16 protein-coding genes are annotated in these 19,910 nt (G+C 42.8%); 10 read left to right on the top strand and 6 right to left on the bottom strand.

What is annotated here, in order from left to right; translation table 11 throughout:
* Window positions 1-109: 109 nt before the first annotated feature.
* Both B2Z67_RS14180 and B2Z67_RS14175 read right to left on the bottom strand, forming a co-directional pair.
* Entirely contained in the window at window positions 110-835 is a 726-nt protein-coding gene (locus tag B2Z67_RS14180) for an SDR family NAD(P)-dependent oxidoreductase (protein WP_291530492.1), read from the bottom strand.
* A 41-nt stretch (window positions 836-876) separates the two neighbouring features.
* Window positions 877-1,299 carry a secondary thiamine-phosphate synthase enzyme YjbQ gene (locus tag B2Z67_RS14175; protein ID WP_291530491.1) on the bottom strand — a complete coding sequence of 141 codons (423 nt, stop codon included), beginning with the start codon at window positions 1,297-1,299 and terminating at the stop codon, window positions 877-879.
* Window positions 1,300-1,496: 197 nt separating this feature from the next.
* On the opposite strand from B2Z67_RS14175, the gene B2Z67_RS14170 reads away from it, so the two are divergent.
* The 3 genes from B2Z67_RS14170 to B2Z67_RS14160 are packed head-to-tail and all read left to right on the top strand — an operon-like array spanning window position 1,497 to window position 3,521.
* Window positions 1,497-2,243: an SGNH/GDSL hydrolase family protein gene (locus tag B2Z67_RS14170; RefSeq protein ID WP_291530490.1), complete on the top strand. Its 747-nt coding sequence runs from the start codon at window positions 1,497-1,499 to the stop codon at window positions 2,241-2,243.
* 21 nt (window positions 2,244-2,264) lie between these two features.
* Window positions 2,265-3,035: an SDR family oxidoreductase gene (locus tag B2Z67_RS14165; protein WP_291530489.1), complete on the top strand. Its 771-nt coding sequence runs from the start codon at window positions 2,265-2,267 to the stop codon at window positions 3,033-3,035.
* 21 nt (window positions 3,036-3,056) lie between these two features.
* Window positions 3,057-3,521: a MaoC family dehydratase gene (locus tag B2Z67_RS14160; RefSeq protein WP_291530488.1), complete on the top strand. Its 465-nt coding sequence runs from the start codon at window positions 3,057-3,059 to the stop codon at window positions 3,519-3,521.
* A gap of 144 nt (window positions 3,522-3,665) precedes the next feature.
* On the opposite strand, the gene queF is transcribed toward B2Z67_RS14160, so the two are convergent.
* The 3 genes from queF to B2Z67_RS14145 are packed head-to-tail and all read right to left on the bottom strand — an operon-like array spanning window position 3,666 to window position 5,493.
* Window positions 3,666-4,121 (bottom strand): preQ(1) synthase, encoded by a 456-nt coding sequence (gene queF / locus B2Z67_RS14155; protein WP_291530487.1) that lies wholly within the window; start codon window positions 4,119-4,121, stop codon window positions 3,666-3,668.
* 11 nt (window positions 4,122-4,132) lie between these two features.
* Window positions 4,133-4,801, bottom strand: coding sequence for a 7-cyano-7-deazaguanine synthase QueC (queC, locus tag B2Z67_RS14150; RefSeq protein WP_291530486.1), 669 nt, complete (start codon window positions 4,799-4,801; stop codon window positions 4,133-4,135).
* A gap of 11 nt (window positions 4,802-4,812) precedes the next feature.
* Window positions 4,813-5,493 (bottom strand): queuosine precursor transporter, encoded by a 681-nt coding sequence (locus tag B2Z67_RS14145; protein WP_291530485.1) that lies wholly within the window; start codon window positions 5,491-5,493, stop codon window positions 4,813-4,815.
* A gap of 619 nt (window positions 5,494-6,112) precedes the next feature.
* On the opposite strand from B2Z67_RS14145, the gene B2Z67_RS14140 reads away from it, so the two are divergent.
* The 7 genes from B2Z67_RS14140 to B2Z67_RS14110 are packed head-to-tail and all read left to right on the top strand — an operon-like array spanning window position 6,113 to window position 17,014.
* A complete protein-coding gene (locus B2Z67_RS14140; protein ID WP_291530484.1) occupies window positions 6,113-9,340 on the top strand; it encodes a SusC/RagA family TonB-linked outer membrane protein in 3,228 nt (1,075 codons plus the stop codon).
* A gap of 5 nt (window positions 9,341-9,345) precedes the next feature.
* Window positions 9,346-11,187 (top strand): RagB/SusD family nutrient uptake outer membrane protein, encoded by a 1,842-nt coding sequence (locus B2Z67_RS14135; protein WP_291530483.1) that lies wholly within the window; start codon window positions 9,346-9,348, stop codon window positions 11,185-11,187.
* Between the two features lie 30 nt (window positions 11,188-11,217).
* Window positions 11,218-12,144 carry a hypothetical protein gene (locus tag B2Z67_RS14130; RefSeq protein WP_291530482.1) on the top strand — a complete coding sequence of 309 codons (927 nt, stop codon included), beginning with the start codon at window positions 11,218-11,220 and terminating at the stop codon, window positions 12,142-12,144.
* Between the two features lie 18 nt (window positions 12,145-12,162).
* Window positions 12,163-12,732, top strand: a complete 570-nt coding sequence (locus B2Z67_RS14125; RefSeq protein ID WP_291530481.1) for a DUF4369 domain-containing protein — start codon at window positions 12,163-12,165, stop codon at window positions 12,730-12,732.
* Window positions 12,711-14,417, top strand: coding sequence for a DUF6057 family protein (locus B2Z67_RS14120; protein WP_291530480.1), 1,707 nt, complete (start codon window positions 12,711-12,713; stop codon window positions 14,415-14,417). The genes B2Z67_RS14125 and B2Z67_RS14120 overlap by 22 nt, the downstream gene beginning before the upstream one ends.
* Window positions 14,414-15,874, top strand: a complete 1,461-nt coding sequence (locus B2Z67_RS14115) for a TolB family protein (RefSeq protein ID WP_291530479.1) — start codon at window positions 14,414-14,416, stop codon at window positions 15,872-15,874. Before B2Z67_RS14120 ends, B2Z67_RS14115 begins: the two co-directional genes overlap by 4 nt.
* Window positions 15,875-15,895: 21 nt before the next feature.
* Window positions 15,896-17,014 (top strand): glycoside hydrolase family 18 protein, encoded by a 1,119-nt coding sequence (locus tag B2Z67_RS14110; protein ID WP_291530478.1) that lies wholly within the window; start codon window positions 15,896-15,898, stop codon window positions 17,012-17,014.
* A 153-nt stretch (window positions 17,015-17,167) separates the two neighbouring features.
* On the opposite strand, the gene B2Z67_RS14105 is transcribed toward B2Z67_RS14110, so the two are convergent.
* Entirely contained in the window at window positions 17,168-19,738 is a 2,571-nt protein-coding gene (locus tag B2Z67_RS14105) for a carboxypeptidase-like regulatory domain-containing protein (RefSeq protein ID WP_291530477.1), read from the bottom strand.
* Window positions 19,739-19,910 lie beyond the last annotated feature (172 nt).

The following is a 19,910-nucleotide window of genomic DNA, read 5'->3' as shown; positions in this document are numbered from 1 at the left end:
TGAAACCGTCCCGTGGGATGAAATTTCTCGTCCCACGGGACGAATGAATGTATTTGCCGCTATGAGTAATGCAGGCTAAAACAGTTGGGTGAGAATAGAACCCAATGCTTTAATTCTTTATAGGCAATCTCTCCCATATCCACCGGGGTATCATTCGCCAAAAGAATACGAGTACCCGGTATCTTCCGTCAATAACTACTACCCGTTTCTTGCGGTTCAGGGCATTTACAATACTTCTTGCAACCCGGTCTGCCTGCATCAGCATTGGGAATTTACCACTCTTCAACAGGTCGGTGGCAACAAATCCCGGACGGATATCCGTGAAATGAATATTGAGGTGTTGCATCCGGGCGAGTTGGGCAAGGGCGTCAATATATGTGTTCTGGAAACGTTTCGTTGCAGAATAAGCCGGGGCGATACCCAATCCTTTGGTGCCGGCTATGGAACTGATGACAGCAATATGTCCTTCGCTCCGGGTCTTGAAGTAATTGAAAGCAAAGGTCACCATGCGTGTAAAACCTTCTACATTGGTGCGGGCGGTATTCAGTTCTGTTTCAGGCGTTAAATCCGGATTTTGATAACCGACTCCCGAACTGAGGAAAAACAAATCTATACCGTTCAGCTTTTGAATCAGTGCTTCCAACAGAATAGGGGCATTCGCTTCCGTCACGTCTAACCGCTGGATTTCTATTTGTCCGGGTGCAGTGGCTTGCAGGTTCTTTAACGCTTCTTCCCGTCTTCCGGCAATGCCAATGTGCCAGCCTTGCTGAACCAGCAGTTTGGCTACTTCTTCTCCTATGCCGGAAGTGGCTCCTATGATAATGGCTCGTTTCATACTTTGTTAGTTTTTAATTGCATGTGCAGGATGGGGAAAGCTTAGAAAATGATGGTTGCTACTATTTTTCTTCCACCGCCACGATTACGGAATTCGCAGAGGTATATGCCTTGCCAGATACCCATATTCAGTCTGCCGTCGGTGACGGGGATGGTAAGGCTGTTTCCTGTGAGGGTGGATTTGGCGTGGGCAGGCATATCGTCGTCGCCTTCGCAGGTGTGCATATAATAAGGTTCCCGCTCTTTCACCAGACGGTTGAAGATGGCTTCCATATCTGTCTGGACATCCGGGTCGGCATTTTCATTGATTGTCAGACCTGCACTGGTGTGCTTGATGAACAGATGCAGAATGCCGGCTTGCGGCAACCGGGGAAGATTACGTATGATTTCATCTGTTACGAGATGAAAACCACGCGGGCGTGGGTACAGGGTGAATTCTTTTTGGGTAACGAGATTATGTTCCATCTTACTATATTTCTTTGAGTCTCAGATATCATGCAAATCAGGAGTTAAAGGAGTTATCGCTTTGCATATACCATTATTCTTCGTCACAAAAGTAGGAAAACCTTTTTGAATAAGAAAAATGACGCTTGACTTTTTGTAACTTGCCGGAATATGGAGTATATTTGTTGCCTGTCTTCACTATTCTAAAGTAAACAACCATGAAGAGAATAATAACCTTTGTAACCGGAATTTTATTCATAGCGGCATCTGCCATTGCCGGCGGACCGCGTGTCCTGTTTATTGGTGACTCCATTACGGACGGTAACTGGGGTAACAGTTGCGGAACAGCCAAGCCTTCTTCCGAACGCACGCTTTGGGATATGAACCATATCTATGGCAGCGGTTACATGTATCTGTGCGCAACCTATTATCAGGGTAATTATCCGGAAAAGGAATATGAATTCTTCAACCGGGGCATCAGTGGAAATACGCTGGAAGACTTGGAAAAGCGTTGGGAAACGGATGCTATTGATCTAAAACCGGATGTTCTTTCTCTATTGGTCGGGACGAACGATGTGCATTTCTATTTGCAGGGAAACAAAGAGCAGGTATTTGATTTTGACGCGTGGGAACAGCGTTACCGCTCTTTGCTTGACCGTTCCCTGCGAGCTAATCCGGAGTTGAAGATTGTGTTGGGTACGCCTTTTGTGGCGAATACCGGAAATATGAGTAAAAGTGCCGATTTTGCTGAGCGCGACAGTCTGGTGCGTCGTTGTGCCAAGATTGTGGAACGCATTGCGGAGGATTACAAAGCGGTGTATCTTCCCTTCAATTCAATGTTTGATGAAATCCTGAAAACGACTCCGGCATCGAAAGATGTGTATTGGATTTGGGACGGCATTCATCCCACTCCTGCCGGACACAAGCGTATGGCAAACCTTTGGATAGAGCGAGTGAAGTTATAATCCTTAAACTATAGAGCGTGTATGAATAAAGTATGTGTAGTAACAGGTGGAGCTGCGGGCATTGGCCGTTGTATAGTCGAAATGTTTGCAGAAGCTGGGTATGTAGTGTATTTCATTGATAAAGCGCCGGAAAAGGTGGAACTTGTGGAAGAAAAAATGTTCGAAAGAGGACTTACTGTTACCGGATTTGTAGGAGATATAGCCGAAGAAGAGGCCTTGCGGGATTTTGCAGACTTTGTTTTGTCTCTTGAAAATCAGATTGATTGTTTGGTAAATAATGCTTGCCTGGCGAAAGGGGGAATCTTGACCGGATGTACATATAAAGATTTTCTGTACGTGCAGCGTGTAGGAGTAACCGCACCCTATTTCTTGTCTCTGCTGTTCAAGGATTACTTCAGCAATGCGGGGTCTATAGTGAATATATCTTCTACCCGCGCTTTCCAATCGCAAGCCGATACGGAAAGTTATACGGCTGCCAAAGGTGGAATAACCGCTCTGACTCATGCGTTGGCGGTCAGCCTTTCGGGCATTGCCCGGGTAAATTCTATTGCTCCGGGGTGGATTGATACGGGTAGTTATCATTCGGATGGCTATGTCCCGTCTTATACGGAAGGAGATGTTATGCAACATCCTTCGCAGAGGATAGGGGAACCGGAAGATATAGCCCGTGCGGTTCTTTTTCTCTGCGATGAGCGGAACTCATTTATTAATGGGGAAAATATCACAATTGATGGTGGTATGAGTAAACTGATGATTTATCACAATGATTATGGTTGGAATTATCAACCTTAGAATTTATATAAATAGAGAATAATGGAAAAAGTAATTATCAACTCGTACGAGGAGTTTGAAAAGCTGTTAGGACAACAAATCGGTGTTTCAGATTATGTGGAACTTTCACAAGAACGTATTAATATGTTTGCTGACGCCACATTGGATCATCAGTGGATACACGTTGATACGGAACGTGCTAAAACGGAAAGTCATTTCAAGACTACCATTGCGCACGGTTACCTTACGTTGTCTATGCTTCCGCATCTGTGGAATCAAATTATTGAAGTGAATAACCTGAAGATGATGGTTAATTATGGTATAGAACAGATGAAGTTCGGGCAGGCTGTACTGTCGGGACAAAGTATTCGTTTGGTTGCCAAATTGCACTCATTGGCGAATCTGCGGGGAGTGGCAAAAGCAGAAATCAAGTTTGCCATTGAAATCAAGGATCAACCTAAAAAGGCGCTTGAAGGTATAGCTGTGTTCTTATATTATTTCAATTAACAAGATATTTTTCATCCGCAGATGACGCAGATAACACAGATTAGGCTTTAAGATAAATCTGCATAATCTGTGTTATCCGCGGATGAAAGATAGTAGACTTAAACTTTTGACACCGCTTTATACTTGTGAGCGTTCCTTCTTTTACTACTCTCTGTTCATCAACCGTTGTTCGGCCATGCGTTCATATTTTGTTCCTTGACGTCCGTAGTTGGTATATGGATAAATGGAAATACCGCCACGGGGAGTAAAAAGTCCTGTAACCTCAATATACTTGGGATTCATCAGACGAATAAGGTCTTTCATTATGATATTTACACAATCCTCGTGAAAGGCGCCGTGGTTGCGAAAACTGAAGAGATAGAGTTTCAAGCTTTTGCTTTCCACCATTTTAACGTCAGGAATGTAACTGATACGAATTTCTGCAAAATCAGGTTGTCCTGTGATAGGGCACAAACTTGTGAACTCAGGGCAATTAAAGCGTACCCAATAGTCATTTCCGGAATGTTTATTATCAAAGGCTTCCAGTACTTCGGGAGCATAATCTTGTTTATATTCCGTCTTTCTTCCCAATAGGGAGAGTTGGTCTTTCAATTCGGTCATACTGATATATTTTAGTAGGTGTTTTGCTGAGATGAAGCGAGGTACTTCTCCAATCCCTCACGGCGCAGTTTACATGCCGGACAATGTCCGCAACCGTCACCGGGAATGCCGTTGTAGCAAGTCAGGGTTTCATTCCGTATCAGATCGAGTACTCCCAATTCATCTGCCATAGCCCAAGTCTCGGCTTTATCAATCCACATCAGCGGGGTATGAATCACGAATTGCTCGTCCATAGCCAAATTCAAAGTAACGTTGAGTGATTTGATAAAGGCATCCCTGCAATCCGGATATCCGCTGAAGTCAGTTTGCGATACGCCTGTTACGATATGGTTGATGGCATGTTCACGAGCGTAGACCGCAGCGATACTCAAAAAGAATAAATTACGTCCCGGCACAAATGTATTGGGATAGCTATCGGCAGGTTTCTCATCGTCCATAGCCATGTTAGTGTACGTAAGTGAATTATGTCCCAGCTTACCGATGAAAGATACGTCCATTGATTCAAACTCAATACCGGCTTTGCGGGCTATTTCTTGTGCCAATTCTACTTCTTTTTGATGCTTTTGTCCATACAAGAAACTCAGAGCGAGCACTTTCTTAAATTTGCGTTTTGCCCAGAACAGGCAAGTGGTGGAATCCTGTCCTCCACTAAATACGACCAATGCAGTTTCGTTATTCATGGCTATTTATTCTAAATATCCTTGATTTTCAGTATATTGTAAGAGATATCTTTATCATACACGTCGCTTCCGTCAATACGTTTGATGGCAGCTACTACACGAATAGTGACAGGCAGAATCATGACTTCATACAGGGATTTCAGTACAATCTGAATGCACATCATCACCAATAACTCATTCCATGCAATAATGCCGCCAAAAGCAATCGGGAAAAAGATTAGAGAATCAGCAGTCTCTCCTACTAAGGTTGAGCAAATGGCGCGAGCAGAGAAATGACGTCCGCCACTCGCCAGTTTCATGCGGCTCATAACATAAGCATTGAGGAAAGAACCTACCAGGAATGCAATCAAACTTGCCACTACAATGCGGGGCGCCATACCAAAGACAAAATTAAAATGAGCTTCTCCCTCCCAGAATGGTGCCGCGGGTAATGCTACGGCTATCAGTCCCAGTATTACCACAAAGAAATTCATGGCAAAGCCGCTCCATATAATTAAGCGTGCCTTTCGAAATCCCCAAACTTCGGCAATACAATCATTAATGATATAAGAAATAGGAAAAACTAATAATCCGGCGGTAACGGTGATTCCGCAAATCTGGATAACTTTTGTTTCAAGAAGATTGGCTGCAATCAGGCAGACATTGAAAAGAATACCCAACAGCATAAAGGGTACAGATACTTTTTGTTTCATAAATCCTGTTTTTTACGTGGTGTTCTAGAATACACGGCCATTATTCATGGCATCATACATTTTATTCGGCTACAAAGGTACTATAAGTTTTCAAGATAAGCAAATATTATATTTTTAACTAAAAAAAGGAGCGCCAAAGACGTATAATCATTGCAAGATTGATACTTTGCAAGAGGCGTAAATGGTTAACGAACTTTAAATACTCTGTTTTGAGAGGAAAACATCATAACAATTATGAGCGCTGTATTGATATGTAACATGCTGTAAAATAGTATGTTAATTCGTTTTGATGCTAAATTTATAATATGCAAGCAAGTTTATTATTAGATTTGTTTTTATTCACGCAAATTTCTTAAGCAAAGAAAACTAAGTATAACAGTCTTTAATATATGCCTCAAATGGTTTTATATGATATAAATACATTTTATATTTGGATATTGATATTATACAAGAGTATAAGTTCACGTCTGAACAGGCTAATACTTAATTTATTATTATAGAGTAAAACCTTTAAAAAAACAATTGCTTATGAAGAACAGAGAATGCCCTAAGACACTTTGTGTCACTCATAGCTTTATTTAATTAAAAATCCAATTTTTAGCTTAAAACAGAAATCATTATGAATGAAGATCGTAAGCGAGGAATACTAAAAAGTAAAATCCTCACACTAATTGTCATCACTTCCATGCTTGCAGGAAGCGGTACAGTCTCGGCAATCGAAACTAATTCGGAAGGTTCGTTCGAGGTCACGGAACAAATGCAGTCTCAAACTGCCCACGGTACTGTCGTTGATCCAGTCGGAGATCCTGTTATTGGAGCAAGTATCTTAGAAAAAGGTACTAGCAATGGAACCATTACCGATATAGACGGTAATTTCTCACTGAATGTAAAGAGTGGTGCTACATTGGTTATTTCTTATATTGGGTTTAGAACCCAAGAAATCAAAGCCGGTGCCAACATGTCAATCACCTTGGCGGAAGACTACGAAATGCTGGACGAAGTAGTAGTAGTAGGTTACGGGGTGCAAAAGAAGAAACTTCTCACGGGTGCCACTGTACAAGTGAAAGGTGAAGATATTGCGAAGCTGAATACTGTCAATGTGATGGAAGCTATGCAAAGTCAGTCACCGGGTTTGAACATTGTTCAGAACAGTGGTTTTTTGGGTGCAGGTTATAAGGTGACTATCCGCGGAATTGGTACCAACGGAGATGCTGCCCCGCTTTATGTAGTTGACGGTGTGCCAAATGGTAGTTTGGACGGACTTTCATCCAATGATATTGAATCCATTGATATCCTGAAAGATGCTGCGTCTGCCGCAATTTACGGAGCACGTGCTGCAAACGGTGTTATTCTGGTGACAACCAAGCAAGGTAAGGCAGGTATATTCCAAGCCAGTTATGACGGATATTACGGTGTGCAGGATTTATACAAAATACCAACTGTACTATCAGCTAAGGAATATATGGTTATGCAAGATGAGGGACGCGTCATGGATGGATATGATCCTTACAATTGGGCACTATTTATTCCCGCTCATGATCTCAAAGCTATCAACGATGGAACTTGGACAGGTACAAACTGGTTAAAAGAAATGACGAATAAACACGCTGCTGTACAGAGTCATTCTTTGAATTTTACGGGTGGAAATGATCGGAGTACCTATGCTATCGGTTTTAATTATACGCAACAGGAAGCCACTATGGGGGTGCCTTCTGCTGTACCGGTAATGGATCGGTATAATGTGCGTATTAATTCACAACATGTCCTTTTAAGAAAGAATAAACTTGATGTTCTTTCTGTAGGTCAGACGTTGAATTATAAATATCAGGAGACGCAAGGATCGGTAGCAGTGGATGATATTTATTGGAATTCCGTACACAATATGTTGGTTATGAGTCCATTGATGCACATTTATAATTCCAAGGGAGATTACTATATGTATCAGGATCAACTAAATGATGGCTATAGCTGGGATACGAATAACGGTGCGAACAGAAATCCTATCGCTTATTTGGACTTTGTACAAAGCCAGAGTCTGAGTAAGAGCCATTATCTGCAAGGAGGTCTGAATCTTGATTTTCAACCTATTAAGAATTTGCATATAAAATCACAGTTTGGTTACATCATGTCTGCATCAAGTTATCGTTCTTATCAACCTGCATACGGAGAATTGAGTGCAACGTTAGTGGAAATCACGGATAGGGTGTCGCAATCTATGAGTCTCAGCAACCGTTGGTCATGGGATAACACTATCAGTTACAAATACATCAACGGTGACCATAACCTTGATGTGCTATTAGGGCAAAGTGTTGAAAAATGGGGTATGGGAGAATCCATAAGTGGAAATAACCGAAATTCTTCATTTTATGATTTTGATCACGCCTACTTGAGTAATGTACCAGGCACGGCAAATATCACATCACTTACTGGTTCACCATACGCACAAGGAAGGCTTGCTTCTTTTTTCGGAAGAGCTAACTATAACTATAAAGAAAAATATATGGCAAGCGCTGTGTTGCGTGCAGACGGTTCTTCTACATTTGCTCGCGGACATCGTTGGGGGTATTTTCCCTCTATTTCGGCAGGGTGGGTTATTTCTGGCGAAGATTTTATGAAAAAGGTTACATTTATAGACTTCTTGAAACTTCGAGCATCATGGGGGCAGAATGGTAATTGCAACGTAGCAACTTTCCAATATTTGGCGACTATTACGAGTAATAACAACAATGGAGGGTATGCGTTTGGAGGTTCAATGGGCGATGCGGCTACGGGTTCTTACACTTACCGTCTGACTAACCCGAATTTGAAATGGGAAACTCAAGAAACACTAAACTTTGGGGTAGACGCTCGTTTTTTCAATAACCGTTTAGGTATAGAACTCGACTGGTACAACCGTTCAACTAAAGGCTGGCTGCTGCCTACTCCCGTGATATTGAGTTTGGGTGCCGGTCCTGTTTTCGAAAATGGGGGCGATGTACGAAATACAGGAGTTGAACTTGGCTTGCACTGGAATGATCAATTAGGGAAAGATTTCACATACGGAGTTAATCTTTCGTTGGGACATAATAAAAATGAGGTTACTAAGATTAGTAATGAAGAAGGGATTATTCACGGGCCAGGTAGTGTGTTTTGGAATCAGTCTGACGAATTTTTCCGTGCTGAAGTAGGAAAACCGTTTGGGTATTTCTATGGATATACAACTGAGGGAATCTTCCAGAATCAGGAACAAATAGATAACTATAAAGGTGCTAAGTTGAATGCTGCCAATACTCGTCCCGGAGACTTAATTTGGACGGATATAGACAAAAACGGAGTGATAAATGAAAACGATCGATCCATGATAGGTAATCCTCACCCGGATGTGACGATGGGACTTTCGTTCAATATCAGTTATAAAGGTCTTGATCTTTCTATAACTACGTATGGTGCTTTCGGGCAGCAAATCATGAAATGTTACCGCGATTTCGTAGCTTCTCCTTATAACAATTATACAACGGATATCTACGAACGCTGGCACGGTGAAGGTACATCCAATAAATTACCCCGTCTGAGTAGTGCAGGAGGTACGAATTGGACTAAAATTTCGGATATATATATGGAAAATGGCGATTATCTGAAAATTAAGAATGTATCGTTGGGGTACGATCTGAAAAAAGCTTTTAAGAAGCTTCCCATGCAACAACTCAGAATTTACGTGACAGCACAGAATTTATTTACTTTCACCGGATACTCCGGTATGGATCCGGAAGTGGGTTACGCGTCGGGAATATCATGGGCTTCAGGCATTGACTTAGGATTCTATCCGAGTGCGCGTACATTTATGGTAGGTACTAATATTAAATTTTAAGACGTATGAAAACATTTATATATGCATTATCTTTTGTAACGATTTTCTTCATGGCCAGCTGCGAGGATTTTCTTGATACGGATCTTTTAACAGAGAAGACTACCGCAAACTTTCCAGCTACCGAATTGGAAGCTAATGAAATGTTGACTTCTATCTATGCCTGCCTATTGTTTGAAGGTCCGGACGTGTCATCCGCTACTTTTCTTGCACAATTGGCAAGTGACGACTGCTTGGGTGGAAATGTATCCTATTCGGACAACTGCGCCATGAATTTTCTGATGTATAAGAACCTGAACTTCTTCGGTTTTGATAATGGAGTAGGAAATGGAGGTACTCCTATGTGGGTGCGCCTCTACACAATGATTAATCACGCTAACGCCTCACTTGCATCATTCGATAATGTTAAAGTCTGGAGCGCCGGCGAACGCGAGCGTCACTTTGGCGAAGCATATTTCTTACGCGCTTATGCCTACAGTGATTTGGTACGAGTATTCGGAGGTGTGCCTCTACGTACCACGACTGAGGCTACGAACATTCCTCGTGCATCGATAGACGAAGTTTATGAGTTGATTGCATCTGATTTGAAAAATGCAATTGAACTTTTACCCGATCGAATTTATTCTGCCAATACTCCTATGGACGGACATGTAACCAAATATGCAGCAGAAGCACTGATGGCGCGCGTCTTTCTTTTCTATACCGGGCGTTATGACAAAACCGAATTACCGGGAGGCATTACCAAACAACAAGTTATTGAATGGATTGACGATTGTGTGGAGAATTCTGGTCACGACTTGGTTGATGATCAACGTAATATATGGGCATACACCAATGAAGTAACGGAAACTAACGAAATAGGTAAACAATATGCTTATGTTCTTAACAATGATCTGAAATGGGAAGGTAATAGTTCTAAAGAGTCCGTATTCGCTACCAAGTATAAGTTAAAAGACAATGGATGGTCATATACTTGGTTTAGTAATACCGTGTGTCAATACATGTCACCTGCCAGTTCAGGGAATACCAAACAATCTTATCCATTTGGTTCAGGATGGGGAGCAGGTCCTGTATCGCCGGCTATGGTGAATGAATGGAAAATCTGGTCACAACAACAAGCATATACGGATGGCTATACGGAAGATCCTCGTATGACCGGTTCCATCTGGTCGTATAAAGCCTATAATCCGGATACAAAAGAAGAATTAATGGATAGAAAACTAACGCCGGACGAACCGGATTATACAGTAAATAAGATTTATTGGGAAAATACCGGTTATCATCAGAAGAAGTATGTCAATATTCTGGCTTATATCGGTGCCGCTGGTTCTGATGATACTAGCGGAACGAATTACAGATCTTTCGGCGTAGTGATGTATCCCAATCTGGCTGCAGTAATCAGCGAGTCATTGAACAATATTGCCGACTTGATTCATATCCGATTCGCAGACGTCCTATTGATGCAGTCAGAATTGAAAGAAGATGCAACAGGGTTGAACCGAGTACGTGCTCGTTCTCATTTGGCTCCCGTAGCATATTCGCTGAAAGCTATTCAGGATGAACGCCGTTGGGAGTTTGCTTTCGAATCTATCCGTTGGTGGGATTTACTCCGCTGGTCGGGTCCATCACTTGACTTTGCAGGGGATGCGCTTAACAAACAAACAGGATTTGAAGTGGTGAATGGTGGTGAAATAAAACAAATGGTAAACTTCGATTATAAAAAACGCCTGAAAGAAATGCAGGGATATTGGTATATTCCGCAGATTGAAATAGATAGAACCAACGGAGTAGTAGAACAAAATCCCGGTTGGGATGCATCGGCGCAATTTGTGGATTGGAATCAAATGTAACTCATTATTGATTTATAAAATTAAAAACGAATGAAAACAAGTAAATTCTATATTGCATTGGCAATGTTTGCGGTAGCATGCTATGCTTGCGACCCGATTGAAGACACTTCGTTGCGGGAAGAATATTTTGAAAACCCGGGTACACCTATCACACAGGAGGAACTGGATGCTGCGTTATCTGTAACACAACCAATTCCTAACTCAGACGACAAAGTTGAAGGTGACCAATACATCGTGCTGAAAAATGAACGTCGTGATGTACCCGGAGTTTGGCATGTAAAAACGTCTGTTGGCACTATACAAGTTGGCTCCGATCAAGATACAGTTATTATTAATTCTAATGAAACTGTCGAGATAAAATATGTAGGTCTCTCAGCCCAAAAAGTAATAACATCCAAAACATTTAGTGTAACAGTGACCAATGTTTTCGATGTATTTGTAAGCCTCTTGACCGGTGCACAGGATAAAACCGACAAAACGGCGAGAAAAACATGGGTGGCGGATGGATGTAACGGTTTCTTTAGCTATGTCAACGGACACGGGGTATGGCATGCTTATCCCGAAGGCGTAACTACCGGCGGTTGGTGGGCTAACGTACTACTTGCCAATTCACCCGATTATTCCATGGACTTCGTGTTCGATGGAGAGAAGTTAGTAACTTATAAAGTTGACGGTAGCCAGCAGGGAGAAGGAGGTTTTGCAGTTACTCACGACGATAAGGGAGTGCAAGCAATTGCCGGCGAGCTTATTACTACAACACCTATGGTAGGAGGTTATGGAGCCTATAGCGATGCTTGGGGTGGCGCTGCCGACCAATATCTGGGAAGCAGTCCCTATACCTATTGGATATTGTCACTCACCGAAGATAAAATGTTCATTGCCCATCCTGCCAATTATGTAAATGCAGTAGATTGGGATACTGAATGTAACTACTTTCATTTCAAAGTAAAAGAATAACCTCTAAATTTAAACTCCATGTCCAACAAGTGGATATATATTGTAACCATCATACTCCTGTCGGCATGTAGCCGGCAGGAAGATGGCTATTTGTATATTCAGGGAATAACATCTGAAAAATACAATGGGTATAATATGTATTTGGTACCACTTCCTAACCCTACACCGCAAACCGTGGATTCCGTAAAAATCAGTAATGGTACTTTTGATTTCAAAGTAAATGCTGACAGTATGCGGATGTATGACATCAGGCTCTCGCGCAGAGCTAAAGGATACGTACAAAGACTACTGCTTGTGGTAGAGCCGGGAGTGCTGAATGTAAGGATAGATACGGTAAGCAGTAGTTACGGTACAATTCTTAATGACCAATTACAGCGATGGAAAGAAATGCTTGAAAGAACAGCCGTCAATGAGGATGAGCCTGCCGGAATGAATTCCGTCAAAGATTCTACATGTTTACTTATAAAAAACAATCTCAATGCAATGGGAGGTTTTATATACAGTAATATGTCTACCCGGCTGGATAGTGTACAAATTGCCTCATTAGATTCTCTGGGCATAAAAAAATGGATACCCCAAAAGCAATAACCATGAAGACACTACGGAATTTCCTTTTCCCTGTTTGTTTTTTGGCGGGGTGTTGTGCGTTTTTTACGTTCTGCTACCCTTATCACTTGCATTTCCGGGAGCAGACCACCTTGTTTACAGGTTTCGACATCGCACAATATCTGCAAAAGCCGGCATGGATAAGTGAAATGTTTGGTGATTACCTCACTCAATTCTTTTTGTTGAGAGGCGGAGGAGGTTTAATCATCGCCTGTGTCTTATTCCTTTTGTGGGCGGGATTCTATTCTTCGTTCAGAAAGATGAAGTTGCACAATGCGGGATGTATCGCATGGTTGCCTGTAGCGGCGGAATGGGTACTTTCCTGTTATCTGGAATATCCGCTATCAATGGTTATCGGGGCGGTAGTTTCCGTCTGGACATTCCGGATACTTTCAGAAATCAGGAACCAAATAGTATTCAGATTCTGTTGTATTGTTTTTGCAATCATTCTGTATATTTCAGTGGGTGTACACTTCCTTCTGTTTATTCTATTATCCGTCATTTATGACTTTAAGAGGAACAAATCCTGGCTTTTCCCTCTCTTACTTTTGGTGTTATCATTTCTCACGATGTATATAGCAGGTCATTTCTTCTATCTTACGACGAAACAAGCTTGCTTTTATCCCATTATTGAAGGATACCTGTTGAGTAAACCATTTGTGTATTTGATAACAGAAGCCACATTGCTAATAGCCATTTTCTTAGGACAGATAGAAATTAAGCAATGTGTATTGTATATATTGACTGTATGCGGCCTCGTGTCAGGAATCTGTGTTACAAGCAACTGGAAAGAGGAATATGATTTAGGATTTATGTGTGAGGCCTATTATGGACGTTGGGATAAAGTACTCGAAATGAGCAGGCAACAAAAATATAAATCTTATCTGAGCGCTTATTATGCTAATCTGGTCAATGCGCGTAGAGGTCAATTACCCGATTCGCTTCTTTACCGCTATCAACCTGCACACTATGGGCTGTTGATTGAAGTAAAGGAAACCGTGCCCTATTCTTACGTGATGGCAAGCATCGACGCCCTGATGTTGTGTGGTGATCTTGAACATGCGCAACATTCGGCCATGCTTGGAATGGTCTTCACCCCTCATCAACGTTCGTCGAGGATGGTACGGCGTATGGCCGAAATCAGTATGCTGAACAGAGACAAACAAGCGGCGGAGAAATTTTTGTATTTGCTCTCGAAAACAACGTTCCATCGTCGGTGGTCAATCCGGCAACAACAATTAATGGCTAACGGTCATCCGGCAACAATCGCTGACAGTCTTTGCATAGCGGATAATGATGTATTGTTTTCACCCAATGATATACGTACTTCCATTACCAATTTGCTTAAGACTTGTCCGGGAAACAAAAATGCGGTTGACTACCTGTTGTGCTATCATTTGTTGCGCAAGGATTTGAAGAGTTTCAAGATAGATTATGATGCGTACTATTTTCCTTTCTTTGGAAACAATCCTCCTGCTGTTTATCAGGAAGCTTTATTGATGTGTATCAATGAGGGCGTGTTGTATTACCATATTCCGCAATCAAAAAATGAGGAGAAAGAAGAGTACTTGGCATTTTTTGAGAACAACAAGGAGAATGTGGAAGCTATGCGCGAGAATTTTGGAAGTACTTACTGGTTTTATCACTTTTATGCACGGCTGAAATGAAAGTATATCTATACATATTCATCCTCTTGTCTCAGGTATTGACGGCATGTAATTCCAAGCCGGAAACCTATATGCAGGTATCACAACAGCCGGTCTTGTTTCCTGATTATACCGGCATCATTATTCCATGTAATGTGGCACCTATGAATTTCCAATTGCAAGATTCGTTGGCAACCGCATGTTTTGTGTTGATTGAAGGATATGATTGTTACTCTTTCAGCAGTTCTTCTACTTCGATGAAGTTCCCGGCTAAAGAGTGGAAAGCGATGCTAAATGCCGAGAAAGGGAATACGCTCCGTGTATCCATACATGCAAAGCGGAAGCACGAGAATGTTGTCTATGAAAGATTTACATGGACGGTAGCTTCCGAACCCATTGATCGATATCTGAGCTATCGCCTGATAGAACCTGCGTATGAAGTCTGGAACAGAATACAAATCTGCGAACGTGATATTGAGTCGTTTGATGAACGTATTTTGGGCGATAATAATATCACCGAAAACGCCTGTATGAATTGCCATACGGCAAACCGGGGTGAAGTGCAGACAACTTTCATGCACGTACGCGGAGCACGAGGCGGAACGATTTATGCCGATGCAAACGGAATGAGGAAAATAAACACGAAGACTGCGCAAACCACTGGTCCGGCAGTTTACGGTGAACTATCCTCCGATGGACGCTATGGCATTTTCACCACAGCTGAAATCATTCCCAGCCTTCATTCTCTTCGTGGCAAGCGACTGGAAGTGTATGACAAGTATAGTGACCTGATTCTGATTGATTTTGAACGAGGAACAGTCAGTGACAATCCGGCGGTTTCCGGTGAAAGCTACCAAGAGACGTTTCCCTGTTTTTCAGCGGATAATCAAACCATTTATTTTTGTCGTGCAAAATACTTGTCACAACCGGACAGTACCATGCAAATGCATTACGACTTGTATTCCGTGGCCTTCAATCCGGAAACGGGAGTGTTAGGCGACAGTGTTCACAAGGTGTTTGATGCTGCGGCACAAGGTAAATCGGTCAGTTTTCCCAAATGTTCGCCCGATGGGAAATATTTGCTTTTCGCAGTGTCGGATTACGGTACATTTCCCATTTGGCATCCTGAAACCGATTTATGGATGTTGAACCTTTGCGACAACACGCTCAACAAATTACCATTGACGAACAGCTATTTTTCAGACTCATATCATTCGTGGAGCAGTAATTCACGGTGGTTTGTGTTTGCCTCAAAGCGCAGTGACGGTTTGTATGGCCGCCCATACTTCGCATACGTCGATGATAAAGGAAACGCATCGAAAGCTTTTGTCCTTCCTCAGAAAGATCCCGAATGTTACAGGAAGTCTCTGAAATCATATAACATTCCGGAGGTTTATAAGTATAAAGAAAAATATGATGCTCATAAAATGGAGAAAATATACTTTGAGAAAGAAACAGAACAATTTATATATGAATAAACATTTTAAAGGTAATCAAGTATGAAGAAAATCTTACTTGCCGCAATTGCTGCGGCTGTCTTGCTCGCAAGTTGCGAAAAGGACGACTATGTGACGGGTGTCAAAGCTCCGTCCGGTGAAAGTCAGTTAGTGGAACGTGTTGACGGGCGTATAGTGTTAGCTTATGCTACATACTATGGTACCGTCACTCCCAATGCCGCTTTCTTCACCCATCTTAACTACGCATTTGCCGAACCATACATGGAAAACGGCGAGTATGTGGGACTTGGGCTACAAGGTGGCGAAGATCGCTTCCAGAAGATTGTAGAGTTGAAAAAGAAACATCCCGGACTTAAAATCTGTATATCTTTCACCGATACGAAAGAAGATCCGCGTGGCGGTTGTTTCTCCCGGTTGGCAAAGTCCGATGAATTTCGTAAGAAGTTTGCTGCCGATTGCAAAGCTTTTGTACAGAAGTGGGGCATCGACGGAGTGGATATGGATTGGGAATTCCCCGGCCTCTCATGGAGTGGTAATACAGATGCTTATGACGTAGCGGTGGATGTAGCCAATCATGTATTGTTAATGAAACAACTGCGTGAGACATTAGGTAATGGTTACTTGTTGACTTATGCCGGATATAGCAATGATAAAGCTGCTGTTACCGGTGGCTGGCGTTATATCGACATTGCCGCCGTGAACCCTTATGTAGACTTTGTCAACATTATGACCTACGACCTCGACGAAGCTCCCCGCCACCAGTCAGCTTTGAACGATCCGAGGGCTACTTCCGACTGTACCCGTGCCGTACAAGCATATCTCAATGCGGGTATGCCTGCAAACAAGCTGGTATTGGGTGTTCCGTTCTATGCGCGACATTCTTTCTCGGGTTCCCCTACGGCTATCAATTATAATAGGCTCATTGCATATACGTCTGGGCAGGGGTATGAAATTGACAATTGGGACGAAGCCGCATCCGTACCTTACATTACCTATAATGGTGTATACTATGCCGGTTATGATAACGAGAAAAGTATTGCAATCAAAGGAGAATGGTTGCTTAACAAAGGTATGTCAGGCATAATGTATTGGGATTATGACGGTGATGACACTAGCGGAACGTTACGTAAGGCAGTGTGGAACGCAGTCATGAAGAAATAAATAACTTAACACATCGCTTTCAGGAGGTTATTCCGAAAATTAGGGTAAGGATAGTTGTGTCACTGGTCTTCATTCGTGCAAAATATCCGGGAATAACCTCCTTTGTTTCTTTAGCCTGCATTATTCATACTGTAGTTAAAGGAGTTATTGAGGTTAGAACTGGTAATTCATCGTCATCATTGCTTCCCGCGGGCGTATGTTCAACCGCGAAGTATAACTCTGAGTAGCAGAATACGTTGTATATGCATATTCTTTTTTGTTGAACAGATTATTCAGGTTTGCTTCCAGCCGCCATTTTTTGATTTTGTAAATCAGCGAAGCGTCGGCAAACACCGTATTCAGGTAAGCGCCTCCTCCTAAATCATTTCGATAATGTTCGCCGGAAAGGCGTAAATCCACCCGTCCGATAGTGAAAGTGAGGCGTAGGCGTTGCACGAAATCCAGTAATGGAGTTAACCGGGTATCACTTCCTATCTTGCTGCCGCCATAGTTCAACGTGGCATGATATTCTGCTTCAAAAGCATTGGCGGGCGACCAGGTTATTTTAGGCTCTACTTTCAGAAAATCATAACGATAGGTTTGCAATAGACTCTGCCGATTGCTTTTACTCTCGGATGAAGATATCGGTTGAGCATCGCCTCCCGGCAGGCGGGTTAGTTGTTCTCCATTGTTACGTCCCAATAGCATGGTTAAGGATGATTTCAGATGCCAATCATATATTCCTTTTGACAAGGTGGTGCTGAATGTCCAGTTCTCTGTATGGTTGTGATGGTTGCGCCGGGTGTAGACGATACTATCTCCGGTGATATTCTGTTCGAACAAGGTATTCCGGTTATTACGGCTGTACGTGAGCGAAGCGGTAACGAAAAGCTCTTGTACAGTGTTTTTATATTCCCCGTAAAGATTATAGGTCTGATTGATGTTTGTGGGAAACAGTCCGTTTCCGTTCCACCAAGTGCGGTGGTCGGTTTGATAGAGTCCGGGATAGAGGCCGGTGACGTCTTCCGCAGATCGTGTCAGGCTTCCGTAGAGGGAAAACTTCCAGTGATAATCCAGTTGGTAGCGCAGGTATAACGCAGGGTTGAAGGTAAGGAAGTAGCGTTGCTGCGAAAAGTACCGTTGTCCTTTTAAAGGCAGGGAAAGGGTAGCCAGCCATTTTCCCCGTTCTAACAGGAAGTAGGGGGTAAGGTACAATGAGAGGTTGGAGGCATTAAAGTCGGCGGGTTGTGCTGCTGCGCTGTAATTCATTGTAGCCCATTCGCCTTGTACACCTGCTTTGTATTGTTGCGTGAAACCATTATGCTTTTGCAGATATGCCGCACAATTGTCCGTATGGAAGTTGTGCTGGTGGAATTTACTTTCTCCTTTTGTAAGAGAGAGGGAGGCAGGAAGATATGCATACTGTGTTGCCGAACGAAATTCCCAGGTTTTGCCCTCCCTGTTCCGGATGAGGTTGAAGTAATTCCCGGCAGTCAATTGTGAAGTTCGTATTGTTTGCCGGAGTTCTTCCGAATGTCCGCGATTAATCTCCCCGTCTGCGGTGAAACGGTTGGATATATAGTTCCGGCTGCCATTATCTTCGTAACGCAGTTCCAGATTGGCGGCATCACTTATCAGCCGGTAATGATATGTTTCGTCTATTCGTATGCTGTCGGTCGGCTGGTAATAGATTTGCGTGTTTTCCCGTTGCTGCCGGATAAGGTTGTGGGTATATCCGGCTTGCATGCGCAGGCTCCGGTCGTCGTTCCATTTATACATCCGGTTGCCGTTCAGGGTATGTGTTTCATTAAACAGTAGTCGCTTTTTATCTAATGGTGCGCTGATGCCCGGTTGCGACAGGAAGCCGGAGACCGGAAGTTGCTGCCAACTGTTTCCGGTTAGCACGGTTTGTTCGGTGCTAAGGTCTTTACCATTGTTATTAGTCTTGTAGTTGTAGATACTTTGTTTGCCTTTGCCCAACTGGAGCGCATTCAGTCCGCCTTCCCATAGAAACGTGTCGTCATTATTGTTCCAACCGACACCGAGAGTACCGTTTACTATCCATTGGTCGCGCGCTTTGGGATCCAGCTTCAGGTTCAGCGCTACTTTATCCGAACTAATCTTGTCTTTCAATGCATTGACCGACTGGTAGTTCTCCATAATTTCCGCCGTCTTAACGGCCTTTGCGCTCAGGTTGTTGTTTATCTGGTTGTATCGTCCGCCTGTCACATCCATCCCTTCTACAAAATAGTGGTCGATGGGTTTTCCCTTGTATTTCACCTGTCCGTTCTCGTCTACGTCCACACCCGGAAGCTTCTTTAAAACGTCCTTGATATGTACATCTTTTGATGAGGCGAATTGTGCTAAGTCGTACTTTACGGTATCCTTGCGTGTGTTTATACGTCCGGGGCGTATCTGTACTTCTTTCAGCATAATAGCTTCCGGTTGCAGGCTGAAATTCAAAGTTCCTGCCGAACTGACCTTTCTCGTCTCCTTCTTGTAACCTAAGAAGGAGGCGTTCAGTTGCAGTATTCCGTTATGTTTCCACGGCAGGCTGTATCGCCCGTTGGCATCGGTCAATGCGTAGTCTATCATTGTGTTTTCACGCAAAACACTGATCATAACCGCTTCCAAGGGCTGGTTGGTTTCTGCATCTACTATAGTGCCGCTCAAGGTTTGCGCCGGAGCGAACTGCGAAATACAAAGGAGATACAGGAAGGTTGTAATGCAAAGCACTTTATTCATATATCAAAGTGATTGAAAGATTATAGGGAATGTCTGCTCCGTACCATCTCCGTACCTGCTCCGTATCAAGTCCGTTCTATAGGATACGGAGCAGGTACGGAGTTGGTACGGAGCAGACACGGTTTTGATAATTATCGGGTTTTGACGTTTATTTAGAAGCTGTTTTGAATTT

Source organism: Bacteroides sp. UBA939 (assembly GCF_002293435.1).
In the GTDB taxonomy this organism is placed as follows: domain Bacteria; phylum Bacteroidota; class Bacteroidia; order Bacteroidales; family Bacteroidaceae; genus Bacteroides.
The sequence above is the reverse complement of the archived record's forward strand: the minus strand, read 5'-3'. Positions and strand labels throughout refer to the sequence as shown.

What these genes read in the sequence shown, in the direction of transcription:
- B2Z67_RS14180 (WP_291530492.1), bottom strand. Translation starts at nt 835, where the DNA reads ATGAAACGAGCCATTATCATAGGAGCCACTTCCGGCATAGGAGAAGAA.
- B2Z67_RS14175 (WP_291530491.1), bottom strand. Translation starts at nt 1,299, where the DNA reads ATGGAACATAATCTCGTTACCCAAAAAGAATTCACCCTGTACCCACGC.
- B2Z67_RS14170 (WP_291530490.1), top strand. Translation starts at nt 1,497, where the DNA reads ATGAAGAGAATAATAACCTTTGTAACCGGAATTTTATTCATAGCGGCA.
- B2Z67_RS14165 (WP_291530489.1), top strand. Translation starts at nt 2,265, where the DNA reads ATGAATAAAGTATGTGTAGTAACAGGTGGAGCTGCGGGCATTGGCCGT.
- B2Z67_RS14160 (WP_291530488.1), top strand. Translation starts at nt 3,057, where the DNA reads ATGGAAAAAGTAATTATCAACTCGTACGAGGAGTTTGAAAAGCTGTTA.
- queF (WP_291530487.1), bottom strand. Translation starts at nt 4,121, where the DNA reads ATGACCGAATTGAAAGACCAACTCTCCCTATTGGGAAGAAAGACGGAA.
- queC (WP_291530486.1), bottom strand. Translation starts at nt 4,801, where the DNA reads ATGAATAACGAAACTGCATTGGTCGTATTTAGTGGAGGACAGGATTCC.
- B2Z67_RS14145 (WP_291530485.1), bottom strand. Translation starts at nt 5,493, where the DNA reads ATGAAACAAAAAGTATCTGTACCCTTTATGCTGTTGGGTATTCTTTTC.
- B2Z67_RS14140 (WP_291530484.1), top strand. Translation starts at nt 6,113, where the DNA reads ATGAATGAAGATCGTAAGCGAGGAATACTAAAAAGTAAAATCCTCACA.
- B2Z67_RS14135 (WP_291530483.1), top strand. Translation starts at nt 9,346, where the DNA reads ATGAAAACATTTATATATGCATTATCTTTTGTAACGATTTTCTTCATG.
- B2Z67_RS14130 (WP_291530482.1), top strand. Translation starts at nt 11,218, where the DNA reads ATGAAAACAAGTAAATTCTATATTGCATTGGCAATGTTTGCGGTAGCA.
- B2Z67_RS14125 (WP_291530481.1), top strand. Translation starts at nt 12,163, where the DNA reads ATGTCCAACAAGTGGATATATATTGTAACCATCATACTCCTGTCGGCA.
- B2Z67_RS14120 (WP_291530480.1), top strand. Translation starts at nt 12,711, where the DNA reads ATGGATACCCCAAAAGCAATAACCATGAAGACACTACGGAATTTCCTT.
- B2Z67_RS14115 (WP_291530479.1), top strand. Translation starts at nt 14,414, where the DNA reads ATGAAAGTATATCTATACATATTCATCCTCTTGTCTCAGGTATTGACG.
- B2Z67_RS14110 (WP_291530478.1), top strand. Translation starts at nt 15,896, where the DNA reads ATGAAGAAAATCTTACTTGCCGCAATTGCTGCGGCTGTCTTGCTCGCA.
- B2Z67_RS14105 (WP_291530477.1), bottom strand. Translation starts at nt 19,738, where the DNA reads ATGAATAAAGTGCTTTGCATTACAACCTTCCTGTATCTCCTTTGTATT.